The sequence below is a fragment of the Marimonas arenosa genome, from assembly GCF_030848945.1.
Classification (GTDB): Bacteria; Pseudomonadota; Alphaproteobacteria; order Rhodobacterales; family Rhodobacteraceae; genus Marimonas; species Marimonas arenosa.
Window position 1 is genome coordinate 144,894 of record NZ_JANHAX010000004.1, and the last position, 17,445, is coordinate 162,338.

Consider the following 17,445-nt stretch of genomic DNA (forward strand, 5'->3'; position numbering starts at 1 on the left):
GATCACCTCGTAAACTTCTTGAACTTGATCCGCTTCGGCTCCAGCGCATCCGCCCCCAGGCGGCGTTTCTTGTCTTCCTCGTAGTCCTCGAAGTTGCCCTCGAACCATTCGACATGGGCATCGCCTTCGAAGGCGAGGATGTGGGTGCAGATGCGGTCGAGGAAGAAGCGGTCGTGCGAGATCACCACGGCGCAGCCGGCGAAATCGACCAGGGCGTCTTCCAATGCGCGCAGGGTTTCGACGTCCAAATCGTTGGTCGGTTCGTCCAAGAGCAGCACGTTGCCACCCGATTTCAGCAGGCGTGCCATGTGGACGCGGTTGCGCTCGCCGCCCGAGAGCAGGTTGACCTTCTTCTGCTGGTCGCCGCCCTTGAAGTTGAAGGCGCCGCAATAGGCGCGGGAGTTGATCTCGGCATCGCCCAGCTTGATGATGTCCTGACCGTCCGAGATGACCTCCCACACCGTCTTGCCCTCGGGCAGGGCGTCGCGGGTCTGGTCGACGTAAGACAGCTTCACCGTGTCGCCGTAGTCGATGGAGCCGGCGTCGGGCTGTTCCTGGCCGGTGAGCATGCGGAAGAGCGTGGTCTTGCCGGCGCCGTTGGGGCCGATGACGCCGACGATGCCGCCGGGGGGGAGCGAGAAGGACAGGTCCTCGATCAGCTGCTTGTCGCCCATGTGTTTCGAGATGCCGTTGACCTCGATCACCTTCGAGCCGAGGCGGGGCCCCGAGGGGATGACGATCTGGGCGCGGGTGATCTTCTCCCGCTCGGACTGGTTTGCCAGTTCGTTATAGCGGTCGATCCGGGCCTTCTGTTTCGACTGCCGCGCCTTGGCGCCCTGGCGCATCCATTCCAGTTCGCGTTCCAGCGTCTTCTGCTTGGACTTGTCCTCGCGCGCCTCGTGTTCGAGCCGCTTGGCCTTCTGTTCCAGCCAGGCCGAATAGTTGCCTTCGTAGGGGATGCCGCGGCCGCGGTCGAGTTCCAGGATCCAGCCGGTGATGTCGTCGAGGAAATAGCGGTCGTGGGTGACGATCAGGCAGGTGCCCTTGTAGTCGATCAGGTGCTGCTGCAGCCAGGCGATGGTTTCGGCGTCGAGGTGGTTGGTGGGCTCGTCCAGAAGCAGCATGTCGGGCTGTTCCAGCAGCAGCTTGCACAGCGCGACGCGGCGCTTTTCGCCGCCCGAGAGCGTGTCAACAGCGGCATCGTCCGGCGGGCATCTGAGCGCCTCCATCGCCACGTCGATCTGGGCGTCGAGATCCCACAGGTTCTGGCTGTCGATCTCGTCCTGCAGCGCCGCCATCTCCTCGGCGGTTTCATCCGAGTAGTTCATCGCCAGTTCGTTGAAGCGGTCGAGCTTGGCTTTTTTCTCGGCCACGCCCAGCATGACGTTGCCGCGCACGTCCAAGCTCGCGTCGAGCTCGGGTTCCTGCGGCAGGTAGCCGACATTGATGCCCTCGGCCGCCCAGGCCTCGCCCTGGAACTCGGGGTCGAGCCCGGCCATGATTTTCAGCAGCGTCGATTTGCCGGCGCCGTTGACGCCCACCACGCCGATCTTCACGCCGGGCAGGAAGCTGAGATGGATGTTCTCGAAGCATTTCTTGCCGCCGGGATAGGTCTTGGAGACGCCCTGCATGAAGTAGACGTACTTGTGATTGGCCATGGCAATGCCCTTTGCATTCAACTTTTGCCTTCATCTAGCGAGGCATCCGGCCAAGCGCAATGTCACGCTGCGGTCACGGCGGCCGCGCGAGACGCGGTGTTTTGCCCTTCTGTTCAAAAATGATCTGGATCAAGGACAGAATGTCGCATGACGCTAAGGTGTCAAATATACGGTAACTACCTGAAAAAGGGAGGAAATTTCATGAAGTACAAGTTCAATTTCGCCGTTGCGGCCGCGATCGCCGCTGTGAGTGGGATGTTCGCCGGCGCGGTTTCGGCACAGGACATCGATCAGGGTTCGGTGGCGCGGGGCGGGAAGCTCTATGACAAATGGTACAAGGTGATCAAAGCCGATGTGCCGGAGGCATCGCATTCTCTTTATCCCGCAAGCAACGAGAAATACGCCAATGATCCCAAGAATAACTGGCGCTGCAAGGAGTGCCACGGCTGGGACGGCCGGGGGGTGGCGGGCGCCTATGCCAGCGGCAGCCACGCCACCGGTATCAAGGGGATCGATGCTCTGGCCGGCGGTGATCCGGCCGCGGTGGTGGCGATCCTGACGGCTCCGGCGCATGGCTATGGCGACAAGATGGCGGAAGCCGACTTGATGGATTTGGCGAATTTCGTGGTTTACGGCCAGATCGACTGGTCCACCTATGTCGACGCGGACACCAAGGCGCCAAAGGGTGACGCGGCAAAGGGCAAGCAAGTCTACAACACGGTTTGCGCCAATTGCCACGGCGCCGATGGCAAGCTGCCCAAGGACATGCCGCCGCTGGGGTCGCTGATGGGCAACCCGTGGGAGGTCATGCACAAGATCCTCAACGGCCAGCCAGCCGAGGCGATGCCGGCGATGCGGGCCATCGACCATCAGGTCAGCGCCGATGTCATGACCTATCTGACGATGCTGCCCAAGGAGTGAAGCGGCGCGCAGTTACGGGTGAGACATTGCACCGGGGCCCGTAAGGGGCCCCGGGAACGTTTCTGGCGCGCGAAGGGAGGCGGTGCATGGTGCGGTTGATCAAACGGATCTGGGGGTGGGTTTTTCGGCCCAGCGTGGTGGTCGGTCAGGGTATTCTTCTGCTGGTCGGAATAGTGATCGGGATCATCTTCTGGGGCGGGTTCAACACCGCGATGGAGGCCACCAACACGATGGGGTTCTGTATCTCGTGCCACGAGATGCGCGACACGGTTTATGAGGAATACAAGACGACGGTGCATTACAAGAACGCCTCAGGCGTGCGGGCGATCTGTTCGGATTGTCACGTGCCGCACGACTGGGGGCCGAAGGTGGTGCGCAAGATTCGAGCCACGAACGAGTTGTGGCACAAGGTGAAAGGTACGATCGGCACGCCCGAAAAATTCGAGGCCAAGCGGCTGGAACTGGCAACGCACGTCTGGGACACCATGAAGGCCAACGATTCACGCGAATGCCGCAACTGCCATAGCTGGGAGGCGATGGATTTCGAACATCAGAGCCGACGTGCCCGTGAAAAGATGGAACCGGTGGTGCTGGGTACCGATTTGTCGGAGGGCGAGACCTGCATCGACTGCCACAAGGGCGTCGCCCACAATATGCCAAAAATCGAGCGGGACGACTGAGATCGCGCCTTTTGGTCGCCGCGGCCTTTGCCGGAATGGCGCCACAGCAATGGTGGGTGGCGCAGGCCGGGCTGCCCGGTGCTGACGGGATCCCGCGGCAGGGTTCCCGGGAGCGACGCCCCTTTGCTTCCAACATAAGCAGGTGTTTCAAAGCGGGTCGAGCGCGCGGGCCAGTCTTTCGCGCAGTTTGGCGCCGCGCGGCGGGTTGACCTGTTCCAGCCAGGTGATCTGGCCGCTGAGCCGGGCAAGGAAGGCGGGATCAGCGAGGCGCGGATCCGCGGGATTGGAGAGGTGATGGACGGTCGCCTTGAGCCGATCATAGGCGGGGCGCGGGATGTTGAGATGCCGGTTTATGACCAGCCCGGTCACGGTCTGCCGTTGGCCCCGGCCCGAGGCCCCTGTCTTGGCGGGGTTGAGGGCGAACCCCTCGTTTTCGGCGATCTCGGGCAGGATGCGCAGAAGCGGGCGGGCGATCGCGGCATCGCCCGAGAAGGTCAGGTCGTCGGCGTACCGGGTATAGACAGCGCCAAAGCGCCGGGCGAGCCCGTCAAGCCGCCGGTCGAGCCCGTGGGCGCAGAGATTGGCGAGCGCCGGCGAGGTGGGCGCGCCTTGCGGCAGGTGGCGGTTCGAGAGCCGTTTGTCATGGCGGCGGCTGAGCCGGTGCAGGATGTAGGGTGGCGTCGCCAGCGTGGTCAGCCCGGTGAGGTCCGAAGCGACGGCGCCGGGGTATCCGAGGCAACGGTAGAGGCCGAACACGCGGGAATAGGCAATGGAGTTGAAGAACTCTCGCAGATCGAAGCGCAGCACGACGGCTTCGCCGGCGTGGCGGGCCGCGGCCTGAAGGCAATTGCGGCCGGGCACGAAACCATAGGCGGCAGGCGATGACGGCACCCGGTTCAGCAGGCCCGACAGCAACCGGCGCTGCAGCCGTTTGAGCAGGGGTTTGGGCTCTTCGATCAGGCGTTCTCCGCCCGAGGCTTTGGTCAGGATGTGGAAACGGTAATGCGGGGCGAAGGCGTTTTCCGTCCGGTTCGAGAGCGCATTGAGATCAGCAAAGCGGGTGAGCTGTTCGGGCGTGAGGCCGAGCCAGTCCGCCAGCTCGGCCCGGGTGCTGAGCGACGGCAGGCCGAGGTCGCGGAAGGCCGGCAGCGGCAGGAAGCGAGGCGGCGCGGTCTCGGGGGCGGGCCAGGTCTGATGCTGCCGGGCATGGTGCCAGATCGCCGCCATCTCGTGGGTGTTGCGCAGGGCGGCGGCCAAGTCATGGCGGCGCGGGGCGTAGGCCTTGGGAAAGCGCGCGCTCAATGTCGCGGCCAGCGGCGCCGCGTGGTGGTGCAGGCGCGGCGGCAGCAGGCGCTGCAGCCGGTCGGCCAACGCGCTCGGGGTCCAGTCGCAGGCGGTCAGGGTTGCGGCGATGGAGGTGCTGAAATCCTTGAAATTCATAGTCTGCGTGCCAGGGCGCCGGGGCACTTTCTCAACCAATCGATGCCAAGCATAACCAGCCCTGGGCGAAGCCCAGTGACGGTTGTGCGCCGAATGGCCAGGGTCAGGTGGGTCTGCGTGGGGAAACCCCACGCGGGAGGTGGATCGCTCCGCCTCCGGCTTGAGAAAGGCCCGGCTGCCGCGATTGGAGCAGAAATGAGTGGCGCGCGTCAATCTGCAATTGAAGCCGGCACGGGCGGGGCATTTCCAGGACAGGATTGACAGGACAGGGGCGCGGGGAGACAACGTGCCGATGCGGTATCACATGCCACATACGCGCGCGGGCCGGGTGGTGGGTTTGCTGGGCGGGTCGTTCGATCCGGCCCACGAAGGCCATGCTCATATCAGCCGCGAGGCGCTGAAACGGTTCGGGCTTGACGAGCTGTGGTGGCTGGTCAGCCCCGGAAATCCGCTGAAGCAACGCGGGCCGGCGCCGCTGGACGAGCGGATGGCGCGGGCGCGCGAGGTGATGGACCATCCGCGGGTAAAGATCACCGACTTCGAGGCGCGGGCGGGCACGCGATACACCGCCGAGACCCTGAAGGCGCTGATGCGGGCGTATCCCGGGGTGCGGTTCGTCTGGATCATGGGGGCGGACAACCTGCACCAGTTCGACCAGTGGCAGGACTGGCGCTGGATCATGCAGCACGTGCCGATCGGCGTGCTGGCGCGGCCGGGGCAGCGGATCGCGGCGCGACACGCCAAGGCGGCGGACATCTATCGTTTCGCCCGGCTGCGCGGGCGGCAGGCACAAGCCCTGGCATGGGGCGAGGCGCCGCGCTGGTGCTTCGTCAACGTGCCGATGGTCGATGTCTCGTCGACCGCTATCCGGGCGCGCGGCGGGTGGCGCCACGTCTGACCGGCGGCCAGGTGCCGACGGTCCGGGACGTGGGGAAAATGTGATCGAACGGACGCGCGGGCCCGCTTGTCTTGCACTGCTGCTTGCGGTTTAGTCGCGTCCATGACCAAACGCCTTTCGAGACGGGTTTTCCTCGGTGCTGGCCTGGCCGGGTTGGCTCTGCCGGCCTGGGCCAACGCCCCCGAGACGTCGCTCAGGCCGGTGCTGCGCCCCGGCGGGGGCGCCGCCAAGGCGACGGTGGCGACGAAGGCGCCGGTGCCGGGGGCCGCGGACCTGATCCAAGCGGCGCGGCTGGATGGGCAGGTGGCCTTTGCGGTGGCCGATGCCGGGTCAGGGCTGATGTTGGAGGCCCGCGACGGCAGCGTGGCGCAACCGCCGGCGAGCGTCAGCAAAGCGATCACCGCGCTCTATGCACTCGACAACCTCGGGTCGGGGCATCGCTTCGTCACGCGGCTGATCGCAACCGGGCCGGTGCAGGGCGGGGTGTTGAATGGAGACCTGGTGCTGGCGGGCGGGGGCGATCCCACGCTCGACACCAACGCGCTGGCAGAGATGGCGCGCAAGTTGAAGGCGGCAGGTGTGCGCGAAGTGCGGGGCGATTTCAAGGTCTGGGGTGGGGCCCTGCCACAGATCCACGAGATCGACCGCGACCAGCCGGACCACGTCGGCTATAACCCGGCGATTTCGGGCATCAGCCTGAACTACAACCGGGTGTATTTCGAATGGAAACGCGCCTCGAACGGCTGGCGGGTGACGATGGACGCGCGGTCGAACAAATACCGCCCCGAGGTGAGCGTGACGAAGATGCGCGTCGTGAACCGGGCGCTGCCGGTTTACACCTATGACGAGAAGTTCGATGAAGACCACTGGACGGTGGCGTCGAAAGCGTTGGGCAAGGGCGGATCGCGCTGGTTGCCGGTGCGCCAGCCCGAGAAATACGCCGGCGAGGTGTTCCGCACCTTGGCGCGTGCACAGGGGATCGTGCTGCGGCAACCGCAAGTGACGCGGTCGCGACCGGGAGGCACGGCGCTGGTCAGCCAGGCGAGCCCGGAGCTGCAGGTGATTCTGCGGGACATGCTGAAATACTCCAACAACCTGACTGCCGAGATGGTCGGGCTGGCGGCGACGGTGAAGCGCAAGGGGCGGGCCAGTTCGTTGCGCGACAGTGGCGGCGAGATGAGCCGCTGGGCGGCAACGGCGCTGGGCATGGGGCAGGCCCGGCTGGTCGATCACTCGGGGTTGGGTGAGGAGTCGCGGTTGACGGCGCAGGACATGGCGCAGGCGCTGGTCAAAGCGCGCAGCGCCGGCTTGTTGCGGTCGATCCTGAAGAAGATCGACATGCGCCACGACAATGGCAAGGTGAACAAGGGCCACCCGATCAAGGTCTACGCCAAGACCGGCACGCTGAATTTCGTCAGCGGCCTGGCGGGCTACATGGTGGCGCCGGATGGCACCGAACTTGCATTCGCGATCTTCGCCGCCGATCAGGGCGCAAGGGCCAAGATCAAGCGCGGCGACCGGGAACGGCCGCAGGGCGCGCGCAGCTGGAACAAGCGCGCGAAGCAGCTGCAGCAGAAGCTGATCGAACGCTGGGGGGAACTCTACGGGACGTGACGGGACGCACCGAAAGGGTGCAGCCCGAAGTGGTCATGCCACGCCTTGCGGCGCGGGTGCTTTCCCAAACGCGCGCAGGGGAGCCCCAGCTCGTCACGCCCAATCGGGATCTGCAACCTGGAGTGGGTCACCCGCGGCTTCAATGTCGAGACCTGCGGCCAAGAGGATGTCCTCGCGGAACCTGGGCGCAACCAGTTGAACCCCGACGGGCCGATCCCGGGTTGCGCCCGTCGCGACCGCGAGCGCGGGCAGACCTGTCGCAGGCAATCCTCGTTGCGTCAGCTGCGCTTCGAATACCCTGGCGAAGGCCTGTTCCGAACGCACATCCAACTGCTGATCGAATGGCAGTTCACCGGAAACGGGGCAGATGAAGACGGGGTAGTCCTGTAGAAAAAGCTCCCATTGCCTGACCAGCCCTGCCCGCGCCTGCAAGGCGTCCATCAGGCTTTCAAACCCGACTTCGCCTGCTTCCCTGGTCATCTGATCGAAGACAAACCGGGAATCCGGTTCGGCCTCCTTTTCGATCATGTCTTTTGCGCCGAACTGGGTTTCCGCCATCCAGAGGCGCGCGTTTATCGCCGCCGCGTGCCGCATCGGCGGGCAGTCGACCTCTTCGACGGTCCAACCGGCAGCCTTCAGTTTGTCTGCGGCATCGATCATGGCCGCCCGGACCTCGTCGGCGACGGGCATGTCATCCGGGGCTATGGTCAGCGCAGCGCGCTTTGGGAAATCCCGTTTCCCCAGGGGCGCCGGCACATGCCAGGGGTCACGGAGATCCGGCGCCGCCATGGCCGCCAGCGAGATTTCAATGTCGGAGATGCTGCGGGCAATCGGTCCGGAGACCGCCATGAGCTGGGCTCCGATAAACCGGTCCGGAGCGCTTGCATTGTAGGCCGGGACCCGGCCAAGCGTTGGCCGCAGGCCATGCAAACCACAAGCATAAGCCGGGTATCTGATGGACCCGGCGATGTCCGTGCCATGACCGAGGGCACATATCCCGGACGCGACCGCCGCGGCGGCGCCGCCGGACGAGCCGCCTGGTGTTATCTCCCTGTTGCGCGGGTTCAGTGTCTGTCCATGCAGGTTGTTCTTGGTGAACCAGCGCAGGGAAAAGGCCGGCGTATTGGTGCGTCCGACGATCACGCCCCCTGCCTTGCGAATGTTCGACACCACCGGGCTGTCATCCTGTGCCACCAGGTTTTCCAGCAGGCGCAGGCCGTTTGTGGTGGCATGTCCCTTCTGGTCAACATTGACTTTGATCGTGACGGGGACACCGCAAAGAGCCCCGGGGGCTTCGCCCCGCGAAATGGCATCGTCAACCTCTTTGGCGGCGTGCAGGGCTTCCTCGCGGCACTCCTGCACCACGGCGTTGATCTTAGGGTTTACCTCGTCGAGCCGTTCCAGATGGGCTTCTGCAACTTCCGTCGCAGACAACTTTTTTGAGCGCACCGCCGCGGCAATCTCGCTCGCGGTCATTTGCCAGATATGGCGCATGGACTCTCTCCCTGTTCCCGCCGAAGCCAATTCAAGAAACGTTCGCATCGTGCTGTTCGAAAGTCGACCACGAACTGGAATTGAGCATATCTGGACGTAGAAAAACGGGACGTTGGTCCGCAGACCTGCCGTTGGCTGGTTGCTATCTCACGACGTAGATGAATGTGTTGGCGCGGCCGTGTTCCAGCACCATGTGGTAGAGGGTGGCAGCGTTTTCCGGGTGCAGCCGCACGCAGCCGGCGCTGGCGGGGCGGCCGAGGCGGCCGATCTGGTCGGTGCCGTGGATGGCGAAATTGCCGGAGAAGAAGATCGACCAGGGCATCGGTGCGTTGTGATAGAGAGTGGAATAGTGCATCCGTTTCATCGACTGCACGGTGAAGAGCCCAAGCGGGGTGAACTTGCCGGCCCGCGCGGTGGAAACCGGCCAGCGGAAAAGCTCGCGCCCGTCGAGGAAGATGGTCATTTCCTGGTCAGACAGGTCGATCCGGGCCTCGACCTCGCCCGCCAGCGCGGGCAGAGGCAGAAGGCAAAGGAGGAAAGCTGCCAGACGGCGCATCACACCGTCATGTGCCGCGCGCGGGCGCCACGCTCGATGGCGGCGGCATGCAGGCGGTCGATGGACAGCTCGTAGCGGATTTCTTCGAGCAGGCGGAGCTCTTCGTCGCCGAGCGAGCCGTCGGCGGCCGCGACGTCGCAGGCCAGGGCATAGGCGGTCTCATAGAGCCGGGAGGGCAGGTTGTCGCGTACCAGGCCGAACAAGGCATCGAGGCCATCCTCCTGGTCGAACAGATCGAAGACCGTCCGAGACATGACCTGCATGCGGTCGATATCGTAGTTGGCGAAAACCGGAAGGTTGTTCACGGCCGACTGGATTTTCACCAGTTCCGAGGTACGGATGTTTTCGTCCGAGGCCGACACGGCGATCATCACCGCAACAAGGCAGTCTTGCGGGCTGAGCGGATGGGGGATCGGGTCGGTCATCTGGGTATCCTTTCCGGCTTGGTCTTCCCTTTTGTGAATATTGACCTCTGCCCGTCTGAACAATAGGAAACCGGGACCTGCGCGGACGGATCGCGCCGGGGAATCGGAGAATTCGCATGTCGGAACTGCGCGACGCCGCCCTGAACAGCAAAGCCTGGCCCTTCGAGGAGGCGCGCCGGGTGCTCAAACGCTATGAGAAGGCGCCGCCGGAGAAGGGCTATGTGCTTTTCGAGACCGGTTATGGGCCCTCGGGCCTGCCACATATCGGCACTTTCGGCGAGGTGCTGCGCACCACGATGGTCCGCCGCGCCTTCGAGCTGATCTCGGACATTCCGACCCGGCTGATCTGTTTCTCGGATGACCTCGACGGCATGCGCAAGGTGCCGGGAAACGTGCCCAATCAGGACATGCTGCAAGAACATCTGCAAAAGCCGCTGACCTCGGTGCCCGATCCGTTCGGAGAATACGAGAGCTTCGGCGATCACAACAATGCCATGCTGCGCCGGTTCCTCGACACCTTCGGGTTCGATTACGAGTTCTACTCTGCGACCGAGTTCTATAACACGGGCCAGTTCGACGAGATCCTGCTACGCGCCTGCGAGCGGTATGACGATATCATGAAGGTGATGCTGAAGTCCCTGCGCGAGGAACGGCAGCAGACCTATTCGATCTTCCTGCCGATCCATCCCGAGACGGGGCGGGTGCTGTACGTGCCGATGAAGAAGGTCGATGCCGAGAAGGGCGAGATCACCTTCGACGACCAAGACGGCCGCGAATGGACGCTGCCGGTGACGGGCGGCCATGTGAAACTGCAGTGGAAGCCCGACTTCGGCGCCCGCTGGGCGGCGCTGGGCGTGGATTTCGAGATGTATGGCAAGGACCATTCAACCAACACGCCGATCTACGATTCGATCTGTGAAATCCTGGGCCAGCCGGCGCCGGAACATTTCACCTATGAGCTGTTCCTCGACGAAAACGGCCAGAAGATTTCCAAGTCGTCAGGCAACGGCATCTCGATCGACGAGTGGCTGACCTATGCCTCGACCGAGTCGCTGAGCTATTTCATGTACCAGAAGCCCAAGACGGCGAAGCGGCTCTATTTCGACGTGATCCCGCGGGCGATGGATGAGTATCACCAGCAGCTGCGGGCCTATCCCGGGCAGAGCTGGGAGCAGAAGGCAAACAACCCCGTCTATCACATCCATTCGGGCGATGTGCCCGCGTCGGACATGGTGGTGCCATTCTCGATGCTGTTGAATCTGGCCAGCGCATCGAGCGCCGAGGACAAGGCGGTGCTGTGGGGGTTCATCGCGAAATATGCCCCCGAGGCCAGCCCGGAGAGCCACCCCGGGCTCGACGCGGCGGCGGGGTATGCGGTGCGCTATTTCAACGATTTCGTCAAACCTACGAAAGTCTATCGCCTGCCCACCGAGCAGGAGCGTGCGGCGCTCGAGGACCTCGTCGCCTGTTTCGGTGACGCCGAGCGGGCGCTGGCCGCGATTGCGCAGAAGAACGCGGCGATGGGCAGTGACGACCCGCTGCCCGAGGCCGATTTCGCCGACGAGGAGTTCCTGCAATCGGTAGTCTTCGCGGTGGGTAAGAACCACGGGTTCGAACCGCTGCGCGACTGGTTCAAGGCAATCTACGAGGTCTGCTTGGGCGCGAGCCAGGGCCCGCGGTTCGGCGGATTCGCGGCGCTTTACGGGATCGAGGACACCCGGGCGCTGATCAGCAAGGCGCTGGCGGGCGATTTCGTTTGACGAACGGTGGGGTGGCCCCCACCATTCCGCCATGGCAACCGGGTATGAACCGCTCAACACGCTGAAGCCGGTAGCAAAGGATATCTGGATTGTCGACGGTCCGTTGATCCGGTTCTGGGGCATGCCGTTTTCGACCCGGGCGACGGTGGTGCGGTTGGCCGACGGGGACATCTGGGTGCATTCGCCGACGGTTTTGACCGACGGGTTGCGAGCGGAGGTGTCCAGGCTCGGCCCGGTGGCGCATCTGATTGCGCCGAACTGGATCCACTACGCCTATGTGAGCGACTGGCAGGCGGCGTTTCCCGAGGCAAAGGCCTGGGCCGCCCCCGGTGTGGAGAAGCGGGCGGCGAAGAAGGGAATGACGCTCAGGTTCGACGCCGATCTGGGCGATGCGGCCGAAGACCCCTGGGCCGGCGAGATCGACCAGATGATCGTGCGGGGCAGCCGCATCCACCACGAGGCCGTGTTCTTTCATCGCGCCTCGAAATCGCTGATCCTGACCGACCTGATCGAGAATTTCGAGGCGGAGAAGCTGCCGTGGTGGATGCGGATCTTTCTGCGGCTGGCCGGAACCATGGACCCGGATGGACAGATGCCACGCGACATGAGGCAGACGTTTTTCCGCCGCGAGGATCAGCTTCGGGCGGCCGTCGAGCAGATGATCGCCTGGGGACCGGAGAAAGTGATCCTGGCGCATGGGCGGTGGTATGAGCGCGACGGGGTGGCGGAACTCAAGCGGGCGTTCCGGTTCCTGTGGTGACGCCGAAAAGGCCCGAGGTCAGGCCCCCGACGGGTGGGTCGATTTCATCTCGCCGAGCGCGACCTCGATCTCGGAGATCAGGCGGCGACGTTCCTTTTCACTGAGAAAGCTGCCGATCTCGACCTCGCGGCCATTGCCGGAAAGCGTAATGTAATATGGCACCGGGCCGCCGGTGGGGTAGATCTTGGCGCGGACCCAGTAGGTGTTGCACCGCCATTCCAGCACGTCACCCTTGCGTGGCTGGTGGATCAGGGTGGTGTCCTGCGGCGTTGTGGTGAGCACCTCCAGAACCTCGGCGGTACGGTAGGTGTGTTCCAGCGCCCACCAGAGCCCGGCGACAACGGCTAGCAGGAATGGTAGCAGGCCCCAGAGGAAAACGGTGCCCAGGAGCCCGTAGAGCGGCACAGTAGCCAACAGGAAGGCCATCAGGATGATCGCCGCAAAGCCGCGACGCGGCAGCGAGCGGTGTGGCCAGAGCGTGGCTTCGCATTTCTGTGACGTGTTGGACCAGCGGTGGGGCATGGGCTCTCAGGTCGGTTGCTCGTCTATCCTGACGGACGGTCTCGCTAGTGGCCCCGCGGGGGGTGACGAGCGAAACGTGTCGGAATTGAAAAGGGCCCCGGTTTTACCCGGAGCCCTGTTCGCGCGTTTTGTTCAGAGCCCGGCGCTTAGTGCGCGTGACCCTTGTCCCAGTCTTCCCGCTTGGGAAGGATCTCGAACGTATGCTCGGGCGGCGGCGACGGCAGCGTCCATTCGAGCGTGTCGGCATATTCGTTCCAGTAATTGTTCTCGGTGATCTTGGCGCCGGCACGCAGCGTGTACCAGACGATGCCGAAGAACAGGATGAAGGATGCAAAGCTCAGCAGGGCACCCCAGCTGGAGATGTAGTTCCAGTAGGCGAAGGCTTCCGGGTAGTCGATGTAGCGGCGCGGCATGCCCTGACGCCCGAGGAAGTGCTGCGGGAAGAAGGTCAGGTTGACGCCGATGAAGAACATCCAGAAGTGCACCTTGGCCCAGAACTCGGGGTATTGACGGCCCGACATCTTACCGATGTAGAAGTAGACGCCGGCAAAGATCGTGAAGGCGGCCCCCATCGACATGGTGTAGTGGAAGTGCGCCACGACATAGTAGGTATCGTGATAGGCGCGGTCGACGCCGGCCTGGCTGAGCACGATACCGGTCACACCGCCGATGGTGAACAGGATCAGGAAGCCGAAGGCGAACAGCATCGGCGCCTTGAACTCGACAGAGCCACCCCACATCGTCGCGATCCACGAGAAGATCTTAACGCCGGTTGGCACCGCGATCACCATCGTGGCCAGCATGAAGTAGGACTGCTGCGACAGCGACATGCCGACAGTGTACATGTGGTGCGCCCAGACCACGAAGCCGATCGCACCGATCGCGATGATCGCCCAGACCATCGGCAGGTAGCCGAACACGGGCTTGCGCGAGAAGGTGGCGAACACGTGGCTGATCAAGCCGAAGCCGGGCAGGATCACGATGTACACTTCCGGGTGGCCGAAGAACCACAGGATGTGCTGGTAGAGGATCGGATCACCGCCGCCGGCCGGGTCGAAGAAGGTCGTCCCGAAATTGCGGTCGGTCAGCAGCATGGTGATGGCGCCGGCCAGAACCGGCAGCGACAGCAGGATCAGCCACGCGGTGACAAAGATCGACCACGAGAACAGCGGCACCTTGAAGAGGGTCATGCCGGGGGCGCGCATGTTCAGGAAGGTGGTGATCATGTTGATCGCGCCGAGGATCGAACTGGCGCCCGAGACGTGCACCGCGAAGATCGCGAGGTCCATCGACATGCCGCCTTCGAGCGTTGAGAGCGGTGGATAAAGCACCCAGCCCACACCCGAGCCAAGCTGATCGTTACCGCCCGGGCTGAACAGCGAGGCCACGCCCAGCGACACGCCAGCGACATACATCCAGAAGCTGAGGTTGTTCATCCGCGGGAAGGCCATGTCGGGCGCGCCGATCTGCAGCGGCATGAAATAGTTGCCAAAACCGCCGAAGAGGGCAGGAATGACCACGAAGAACATCATCAGGACGCCGTGATAAGTGATCAGCACGTTCCACAGATGCCCGTTAGGCGTGCAGGTTTCAGGCGTCGTGAACAGGTAGAACCCTTCGAGGCACATATACTGCACCCCGGGGTGCATCAGTTCGAGCCGCATGAACACCGTGAAAAGAACGGCGATAAAGCCTACGAGGGCCGAGACAAAGAGATAGAGAATCCCGATGTCCTTGTGGTTGGTCGACATGAACCAGCGGGTAAAAAAGCCGCGGTTGTCTTCGTGGTCGTGCCCGTGGATGGCTGCGTCTGCCATGCTGCGGTGCCTCCTGTTGAATGTTCCTTGAGATGCCGGACCGTGGAATCCGCGCACCTGTTCCCTTTCGGTTTTAAAAGGCGGGGCGTGGAGGAGCAACGCCAGAATTTGATCTGGATCAACATTTTTTGTCGCACCGGGCCGGGGATCACCACCAGGGACCGGGTTGTGCCCGGTTATCCGGACGTTAAACAAGTATCTGATATGCAAGTATAAATGGCTTAGTCAAAAGAAAAACGGGGGCAGAGCCCCCGTTTTCCCCTGTCTTTGCGGCAGCGCCGGTCCGGACGGCTCAGCCGTCGGAATCGGCCGTACCTTCCTCGCCGCCTTCGGTCGAGTGGGTGGCGAGATAGGCGGACACGTCTTCGCCGCCTTTCTTGAGCTTGAAGGTCATTTTCGATTTGGTCGTGTAGCCTTGTTCGCCAAGCCAGGCTTTCGGGTCAGCGACATAGGCCGCCACGGCTTCTTCGGTCCAGACGAAGCCAGCTTCGGCGGCTTCCTGCAGGCCATTGCCGTATTTGAAGTCTTCGACAGAGCCTGCGACGCGGCCGACCACGCCATAGAGGTTGGGTCCGGTTTTGCCGCCTTTCATGATCTCGTCACCATCGGGGGAAACGATCATGTGGCAGGACTTGCACTTCTTGAAGGCCTTTTCGCCTTCGGCCGCGTCGCCTTCGGCGAATGCGGGTGCGGCGAGGGCCATCAGGGCGGCTGCGGTGGTCAGAATGGTTTTCATAGTTACCTCATTAGCTTGCGCACAGGGTGAGTCCGCATATTGATATATCCGCGCGCGACCCGGATACAAGCGATACCTTCGGATGATTTGTCGCGGAAATATGTTTCGCAAGGGGCTGGCGGGAAAACGCTCAGCCGGAAAAGACTTGCGGGAAGGTCCGCCGAAGGGCGACATCGACATCCCGCATGGTCACCGGCAGGCCGAGGTCGACAAGGCTGGTGACGCCATGTTCGGTGATGCCGCAGGGCACGATGCCCGAGAAGTGTTCGAGGTCCGGCTCGACATTGATCGACAGACCATGAAACGACACCCATTTGCGCAACCTTATGCCGATGGCTGCGATCTTGTCCTCGGCCGGGGAGCCGTCGGGCAGCCGCGGTTTTTCCGGCCGGGTGACCCAGACGCCGATCCGGCCGTCGCGAATCTCGCCCCTGACGTTGAACGCGTCGAGTGTGGCGATGACCCACTGCTCGAGCTGCTGCACGAAGCGGCGGACATCATGGCCGCGTCGGCCGACGTTCAGCATGACATAGACGACCCGCTGTCCGGGGCCATGATAGGTATATTGCCCGCCGCGCCGGGCGTCGTAGACGGGGAACCGGTCGGGGTCGGTCAGGTCTTCGCGCCTGGCCGAGGTGCCGGCGGTGTAGAGGGGCGGATGTTCGAGCAGCCAGATGCATTCGGGTGCCGTGCCGGCGGCGATGGCGTCGGCGCGGTCTTCCATGAAACGCAATGCCGCGTCATAGTCGACGAGTGCCTCAGAGATTTTCCATTCAATCATGTCATGCGCGCCTCGGGCAGGTTCGGCCATGATGTAAGCTGTGGCGACGGAAATGTCAGCCCGACGCATTATATTGAGGGAGATCAAGGCGGCCCGCTTGAGAGGGGGGCAAGCACGGTGCAGTTTGATCCGGAGTGTGTGATGGCAAACAAGCAGGGTGAAATCGAACGCAGGCTGGGGTTGAACCGGACGCGCCGGCGACGGATCTGGATATGGCTGGCGGCGCTGGCCGCGCTGGCCGCCGGCGCGGTGTGGTACTTCATGGCGGGCGATGCCGACCGCAGCGGCCCACGCTATGCCACGGCGGCGGTGTCGCGGGGCGATATCACGGTGATGGTGACCGCCACGGGGACCGTGGAACCGACCAATCTCGTGACAATTTCCAGCGAGTTGAGTGGGACGATCGAACGGGTCAGCGCCGATTTCAACGACATCGTCACGGCTGGGCAGGAATTGGCGCGACTCGACACCACCAAGCTCGAGGCGCTGGTGGCGGTGCAGCGGGCGCAGCTGCGTGCGGCCGAAGCGCGGGTGGTCAGCGCTGAAGCGACGCTGGCCGAGACTCTGAGAAGCTATGAGAACATCCGCAAACTGGACGAGCGCGGCGTGGCGACACACACCGAGTTGGTCAATGCCAAGGCGGCCTTCGACCGGGCACGGGCGAGCCTGCAGGTTGCCAATGCCGACCGCCAACTCGCGGAATCGAACCTGGCGCTGCAACAGGCCGATCTGGACAAGGCCTGCATCTGCAGCCCGATAAACGGCGTGGTGCTGGACCGGCAGGTTGATCCGGGGCAGATCGTGGCGTCATCGCTGAATGCGCCGACCCTGTTCACCGTGGCCGAAGACCTGACCAAGATGGAGTTGCAGGTCTATGTCGATGAGGCCGACATCGGGCAACTGAAACAAGGCAACCGGGGCACGTTCACGGTGGATGCCTATGACGACCGGGTGTTTCCGGCCGAGATCGAAAGCATCCGCTATGCCTCGGAAACGGTGGATGGGGTGGTAAGCTATCTCGCCACGCTGTCGCTTGAGAATACAGATCTCGCGCTGCGACCGGGTATGACGGCCACGGCAGATATCGTGGTGGCCGAGTTGACGGATGTTCTGCGGGTGCCGAACCGGGCGCTGCGTTTCGCGCCGCCGCAGACGGCGGAAGGCAGCGAGGAGGACGACAATCGCAGTGGCCTGCTGGGAATGATCATGCCGCATCGGCCGCAAGAGGTGCCGAAGCGGTCGCTCGATACGGTCTGGGTGCTGCGCGACGGGGTGGCCACCGAGATCGAGGTGCAGACCGGCGCGACCGACGGCGATTTCACCGAGATCATTGGCAGTGACCTGTCCGAGGGCGATGCGGTGATCACGGATCAGGACGACTGA

At 63.5% G+C, this 17,445-nt stretch carries 16 protein-coding genes; 7 read left to right on the forward strand and 9 right to left on the reverse strand.

Going from position 1 to position 17,445, the window contains the following annotated elements; all coding sequences use genetic code 11:
• Positions 1-2: 2 nt before the first annotated feature.
• Positions 3-1,658, reverse strand: coding sequence for an energy-dependent translational throttle protein EttA (gene ettA / locus NO357_RS14050; RefSeq protein ID WP_306736325.1), 1,656 nt, complete (start codon positions 1,656-1,658; stop codon positions 3-5).
• 201 nt (positions 1,659-1,859) lie between these two features.
• On the opposite strand from ettA, the gene NO357_RS14055 reads away from it, so the two are divergent.
• Together NO357_RS14055 and NO357_RS14060 are read left to right on the forward strand one after the other, a co-directional pair.
• On the forward strand, positions 1,860-2,579 hold the full coding sequence (locus tag NO357_RS14055) for a c-type cytochrome (protein WP_306736326.1): 720 nt from the start codon (positions 1,860-1,862) through the stop codon (positions 2,577-2,579).
• Between the two features lie 86 nt (positions 2,580-2,665).
• On the forward strand, positions 2,666-3,259 hold the full coding sequence (locus NO357_RS14060; RefSeq protein WP_306736327.1) for a NapC/NirT family cytochrome c: 594 nt from the start codon (positions 2,666-2,668) through the stop codon (positions 3,257-3,259).
• A gap of 147 nt (positions 3,260-3,406) precedes the next feature.
• Here NO357_RS14060 and NO357_RS14065 read toward each other — a convergent pair whose 3' ends face one another.
• On the reverse strand, positions 3,407-4,699 hold the full coding sequence (locus NO357_RS14065) for a reverse transcriptase family protein (RefSeq protein ID WP_306736328.1): 1,293 nt from the start codon (positions 4,697-4,699) through the stop codon (positions 3,407-3,409).
• Positions 4,700-4,991: 292 nt separating this feature from the next.
• On the opposite strand from NO357_RS14065, the gene NO357_RS14070 reads away from it, so the two are divergent.
• Together NO357_RS14070 and dacB are read left to right on the forward strand one after the other, a co-directional pair.
• Positions 4,992-5,597: a nicotinate-nucleotide adenylyltransferase gene (locus tag NO357_RS14070; RefSeq protein WP_306736530.1), complete on the forward strand. Its 606-nt coding sequence runs from the start codon at positions 4,992-4,994 to the stop codon at positions 5,595-5,597.
• A 102-nt stretch (positions 5,598-5,699) separates the two neighbouring features.
• Positions 5,700-7,211 (forward strand): D-alanyl-D-alanine carboxypeptidase/D-alanyl-D-alanine endopeptidase, encoded by a 1,512-nt coding sequence (gene dacB / locus NO357_RS14075; protein ID WP_306736329.1) that lies wholly within the window; start codon positions 5,700-5,702, stop codon positions 7,209-7,211.
• Between the two features lie 93 nt (positions 7,212-7,304).
• Here the strand turns inward: dacB and NO357_RS14080 are convergent, their stop codons facing one another.
• The 3 genes from NO357_RS14080 to NO357_RS14090 all read right to left on the reverse strand — a co-directional run bounded on the left by NO357_RS14080 (position 7,305) and on the right by NO357_RS14090 (position 9,686).
• The gene (locus NO357_RS14080; protein ID WP_306736330.1) at positions 7,305-8,735 is read right to left on the reverse strand and encodes an amidase family protein; all 1,431 of its coding nucleotides are present in this window, start codon (positions 8,733-8,735) and stop codon (positions 7,305-7,307) included.
• Between the two features lie 112 nt (positions 8,736-8,847).
• Positions 8,848-9,261, reverse strand: coding sequence for a L,D-transpeptidase (locus NO357_RS14085; RefSeq protein ID WP_306736331.1), 414 nt, complete (start codon positions 9,259-9,261; stop codon positions 8,848-8,850).
• Positions 9,261-9,686 (reverse strand): tellurite resistance TerB family protein, encoded by a 426-nt coding sequence (locus tag NO357_RS14090; RefSeq protein ID WP_306736332.1) that lies wholly within the window; start codon positions 9,684-9,686, stop codon positions 9,261-9,263. Before NO357_RS14090 ends, NO357_RS14085 begins: the two co-directional genes overlap by 1 nt.
• A gap of 116 nt (positions 9,687-9,802) precedes the next feature.
• On the opposite strand from NO357_RS14090, the gene NO357_RS14095 reads away from it, so the two are divergent.
• Positions 9,803-11,446, forward strand: a complete 1,644-nt coding sequence (locus NO357_RS14095; protein ID WP_306736333.1) for a lysine--tRNA ligase — start codon at positions 9,803-9,805, stop codon at positions 11,444-11,446.
• Positions 11,447-11,477: 31 nt separating this feature from the next.
• The gene (locus tag NO357_RS14100) at positions 11,478-12,206 is read left to right on the forward strand and encodes a DUF4336 domain-containing protein (protein ID WP_306736334.1); all 729 of its coding nucleotides are present in this window, start codon (positions 11,478-11,480) and stop codon (positions 12,204-12,206) included.
• A gap of 18 nt (positions 12,207-12,224) precedes the next feature.
• On the opposite strand, the gene NO357_RS14105 is transcribed toward NO357_RS14100, so the two are convergent.
• From NO357_RS14105 to lipB, 4 genes are all read right to left on the reverse strand, one after another.
• On the reverse strand, positions 12,225-12,728 hold the full coding sequence (locus tag NO357_RS14105; RefSeq protein ID WP_306736335.1) for a DUF2244 domain-containing protein: 504 nt from the start codon (positions 12,726-12,728) through the stop codon (positions 12,225-12,227).
• Positions 12,729-12,874: 146 nt separating this feature from the next.
• On the reverse strand, positions 12,875-14,545 hold the full coding sequence (locus tag NO357_RS14110; protein WP_306736337.1) for a cytochrome c oxidase subunit I: 1,671 nt from the start codon (positions 14,543-14,545) through the stop codon (positions 12,875-12,877).
• Positions 14,546-14,837: 292 nt separating this feature from the next.
• Complete coding sequence (locus NO357_RS14115) at positions 14,838-15,281, reverse strand: c-type cytochrome (protein WP_306736338.1); 444 nt, start codon at positions 15,279-15,281, stop codon at positions 14,838-14,840.
• A 130-nt stretch (positions 15,282-15,411) separates the two neighbouring features.
• Entirely contained in the window at positions 15,412-16,092 is a 681-nt protein-coding gene (gene lipB / locus NO357_RS14120; RefSeq protein ID WP_306736340.1) for a lipoyl(octanoyl) transferase LipB, read from the reverse strand.
• 111 nt (positions 16,093-16,203) lie between these two features.
• Here lipB and NO357_RS14125 point away from each other — a divergent pair, with 111 nt between their 5' ends.
• Positions 16,204-17,445, forward strand: coding sequence for an efflux RND transporter periplasmic adaptor subunit (locus tag NO357_RS14125; protein ID WP_306736341.1), 1,242 nt, complete (start codon positions 16,204-16,206; stop codon positions 17,443-17,445).

What these genes read in the sequence shown, in the direction of transcription:
- NO357_RS14095 (WP_306736333.1), top strand. Translation starts at nt 9,803, where the DNA reads ATGTCGGAACTGCGCGACGCCGCCCTGAACAGCAAAGCCTGGCCCTTC.
- NO357_RS14060 (WP_306736327.1), top strand. Translation starts at nt 2,666, where the DNA reads ATGGTGCGGTTGATCAAACGGATCTGGGGGTGGGTTTTTCGGCCCAGC.
- NO357_RS14085 (WP_306736331.1), bottom strand. Translation starts at nt 9,261, where the DNA reads ATGCGCCGTCTGGCAGCTTTCCTCCTTTGCCTTCTGCCTCTGCCCGCG.
- dacB (WP_306736329.1), top strand. Translation starts at nt 5,700, where the DNA reads ATGACCAAACGCCTTTCGAGACGGGTTTTCCTCGGTGCTGGCCTGGCC.
- NO357_RS14100 (WP_306736334.1), top strand. Translation starts at nt 11,478, where the DNA reads ATGGCAACCGGGTATGAACCGCTCAACACGCTGAAGCCGGTAGCAAAG.
- NO357_RS14065 (WP_306736328.1), bottom strand. Translation starts at nt 4,699, where the DNA reads ATGAATTTCAAGGATTTCAGCACCTCCATCGCCGCAACCCTGACCGCC.
- NO357_RS14105 (WP_306736335.1), bottom strand. Translation starts at nt 12,728, where the DNA reads ATGCCCCACCGCTGGTCCAACACGTCACAGAAATGCGAAGCCACGCTC.
- NO357_RS14090 (WP_306736332.1), bottom strand. Translation starts at nt 9,686, where the DNA reads ATGACCGACCCGATCCCCCATCCGCTCAGCCCGCAAGACTGCCTTGTT.
- lipB (WP_306736340.1), bottom strand. Translation starts at nt 16,092, where the DNA reads ATGGCCGAACCTGCCCGAGGCGCGCATGACATGATTGAATGGAAAATC.
- NO357_RS14115 (WP_306736338.1), bottom strand. Translation starts at nt 15,281, where the DNA reads ATGAAAACCATTCTGACCACCGCAGCCGCCCTGATGGCCCTCGCCGCA.
- NO357_RS14070 (WP_306736530.1), top strand. Translation starts at nt 4,992, where the DNA reads ATGCGGTATCACATGCCACATACGCGCGCGGGCCGGGTGGTGGGTTTG.
- NO357_RS14125 (WP_306736341.1), top strand. Translation starts at nt 16,204, where the DNA reads ATGGCAAACAAGCAGGGTGAAATCGAACGCAGGCTGGGGTTGAACCGG.
- NO357_RS14110 (WP_306736337.1), bottom strand. Translation starts at nt 14,545, where the DNA reads ATGGCAGACGCAGCCATCCACGGGCACGACCACGAAGACAACCGCGGC.
- ettA (WP_306736325.1), bottom strand. Translation starts at nt 1,658, where the DNA reads ATGGCCAATCACAAGTACGTCTACTTCATGCAGGGCGTCTCCAAGACC.
- NO357_RS14055 (WP_306736326.1), top strand. Translation starts at nt 1,860, where the DNA reads ATGAAGTACAAGTTCAATTTCGCCGTTGCGGCCGCGATCGCCGCTGTG.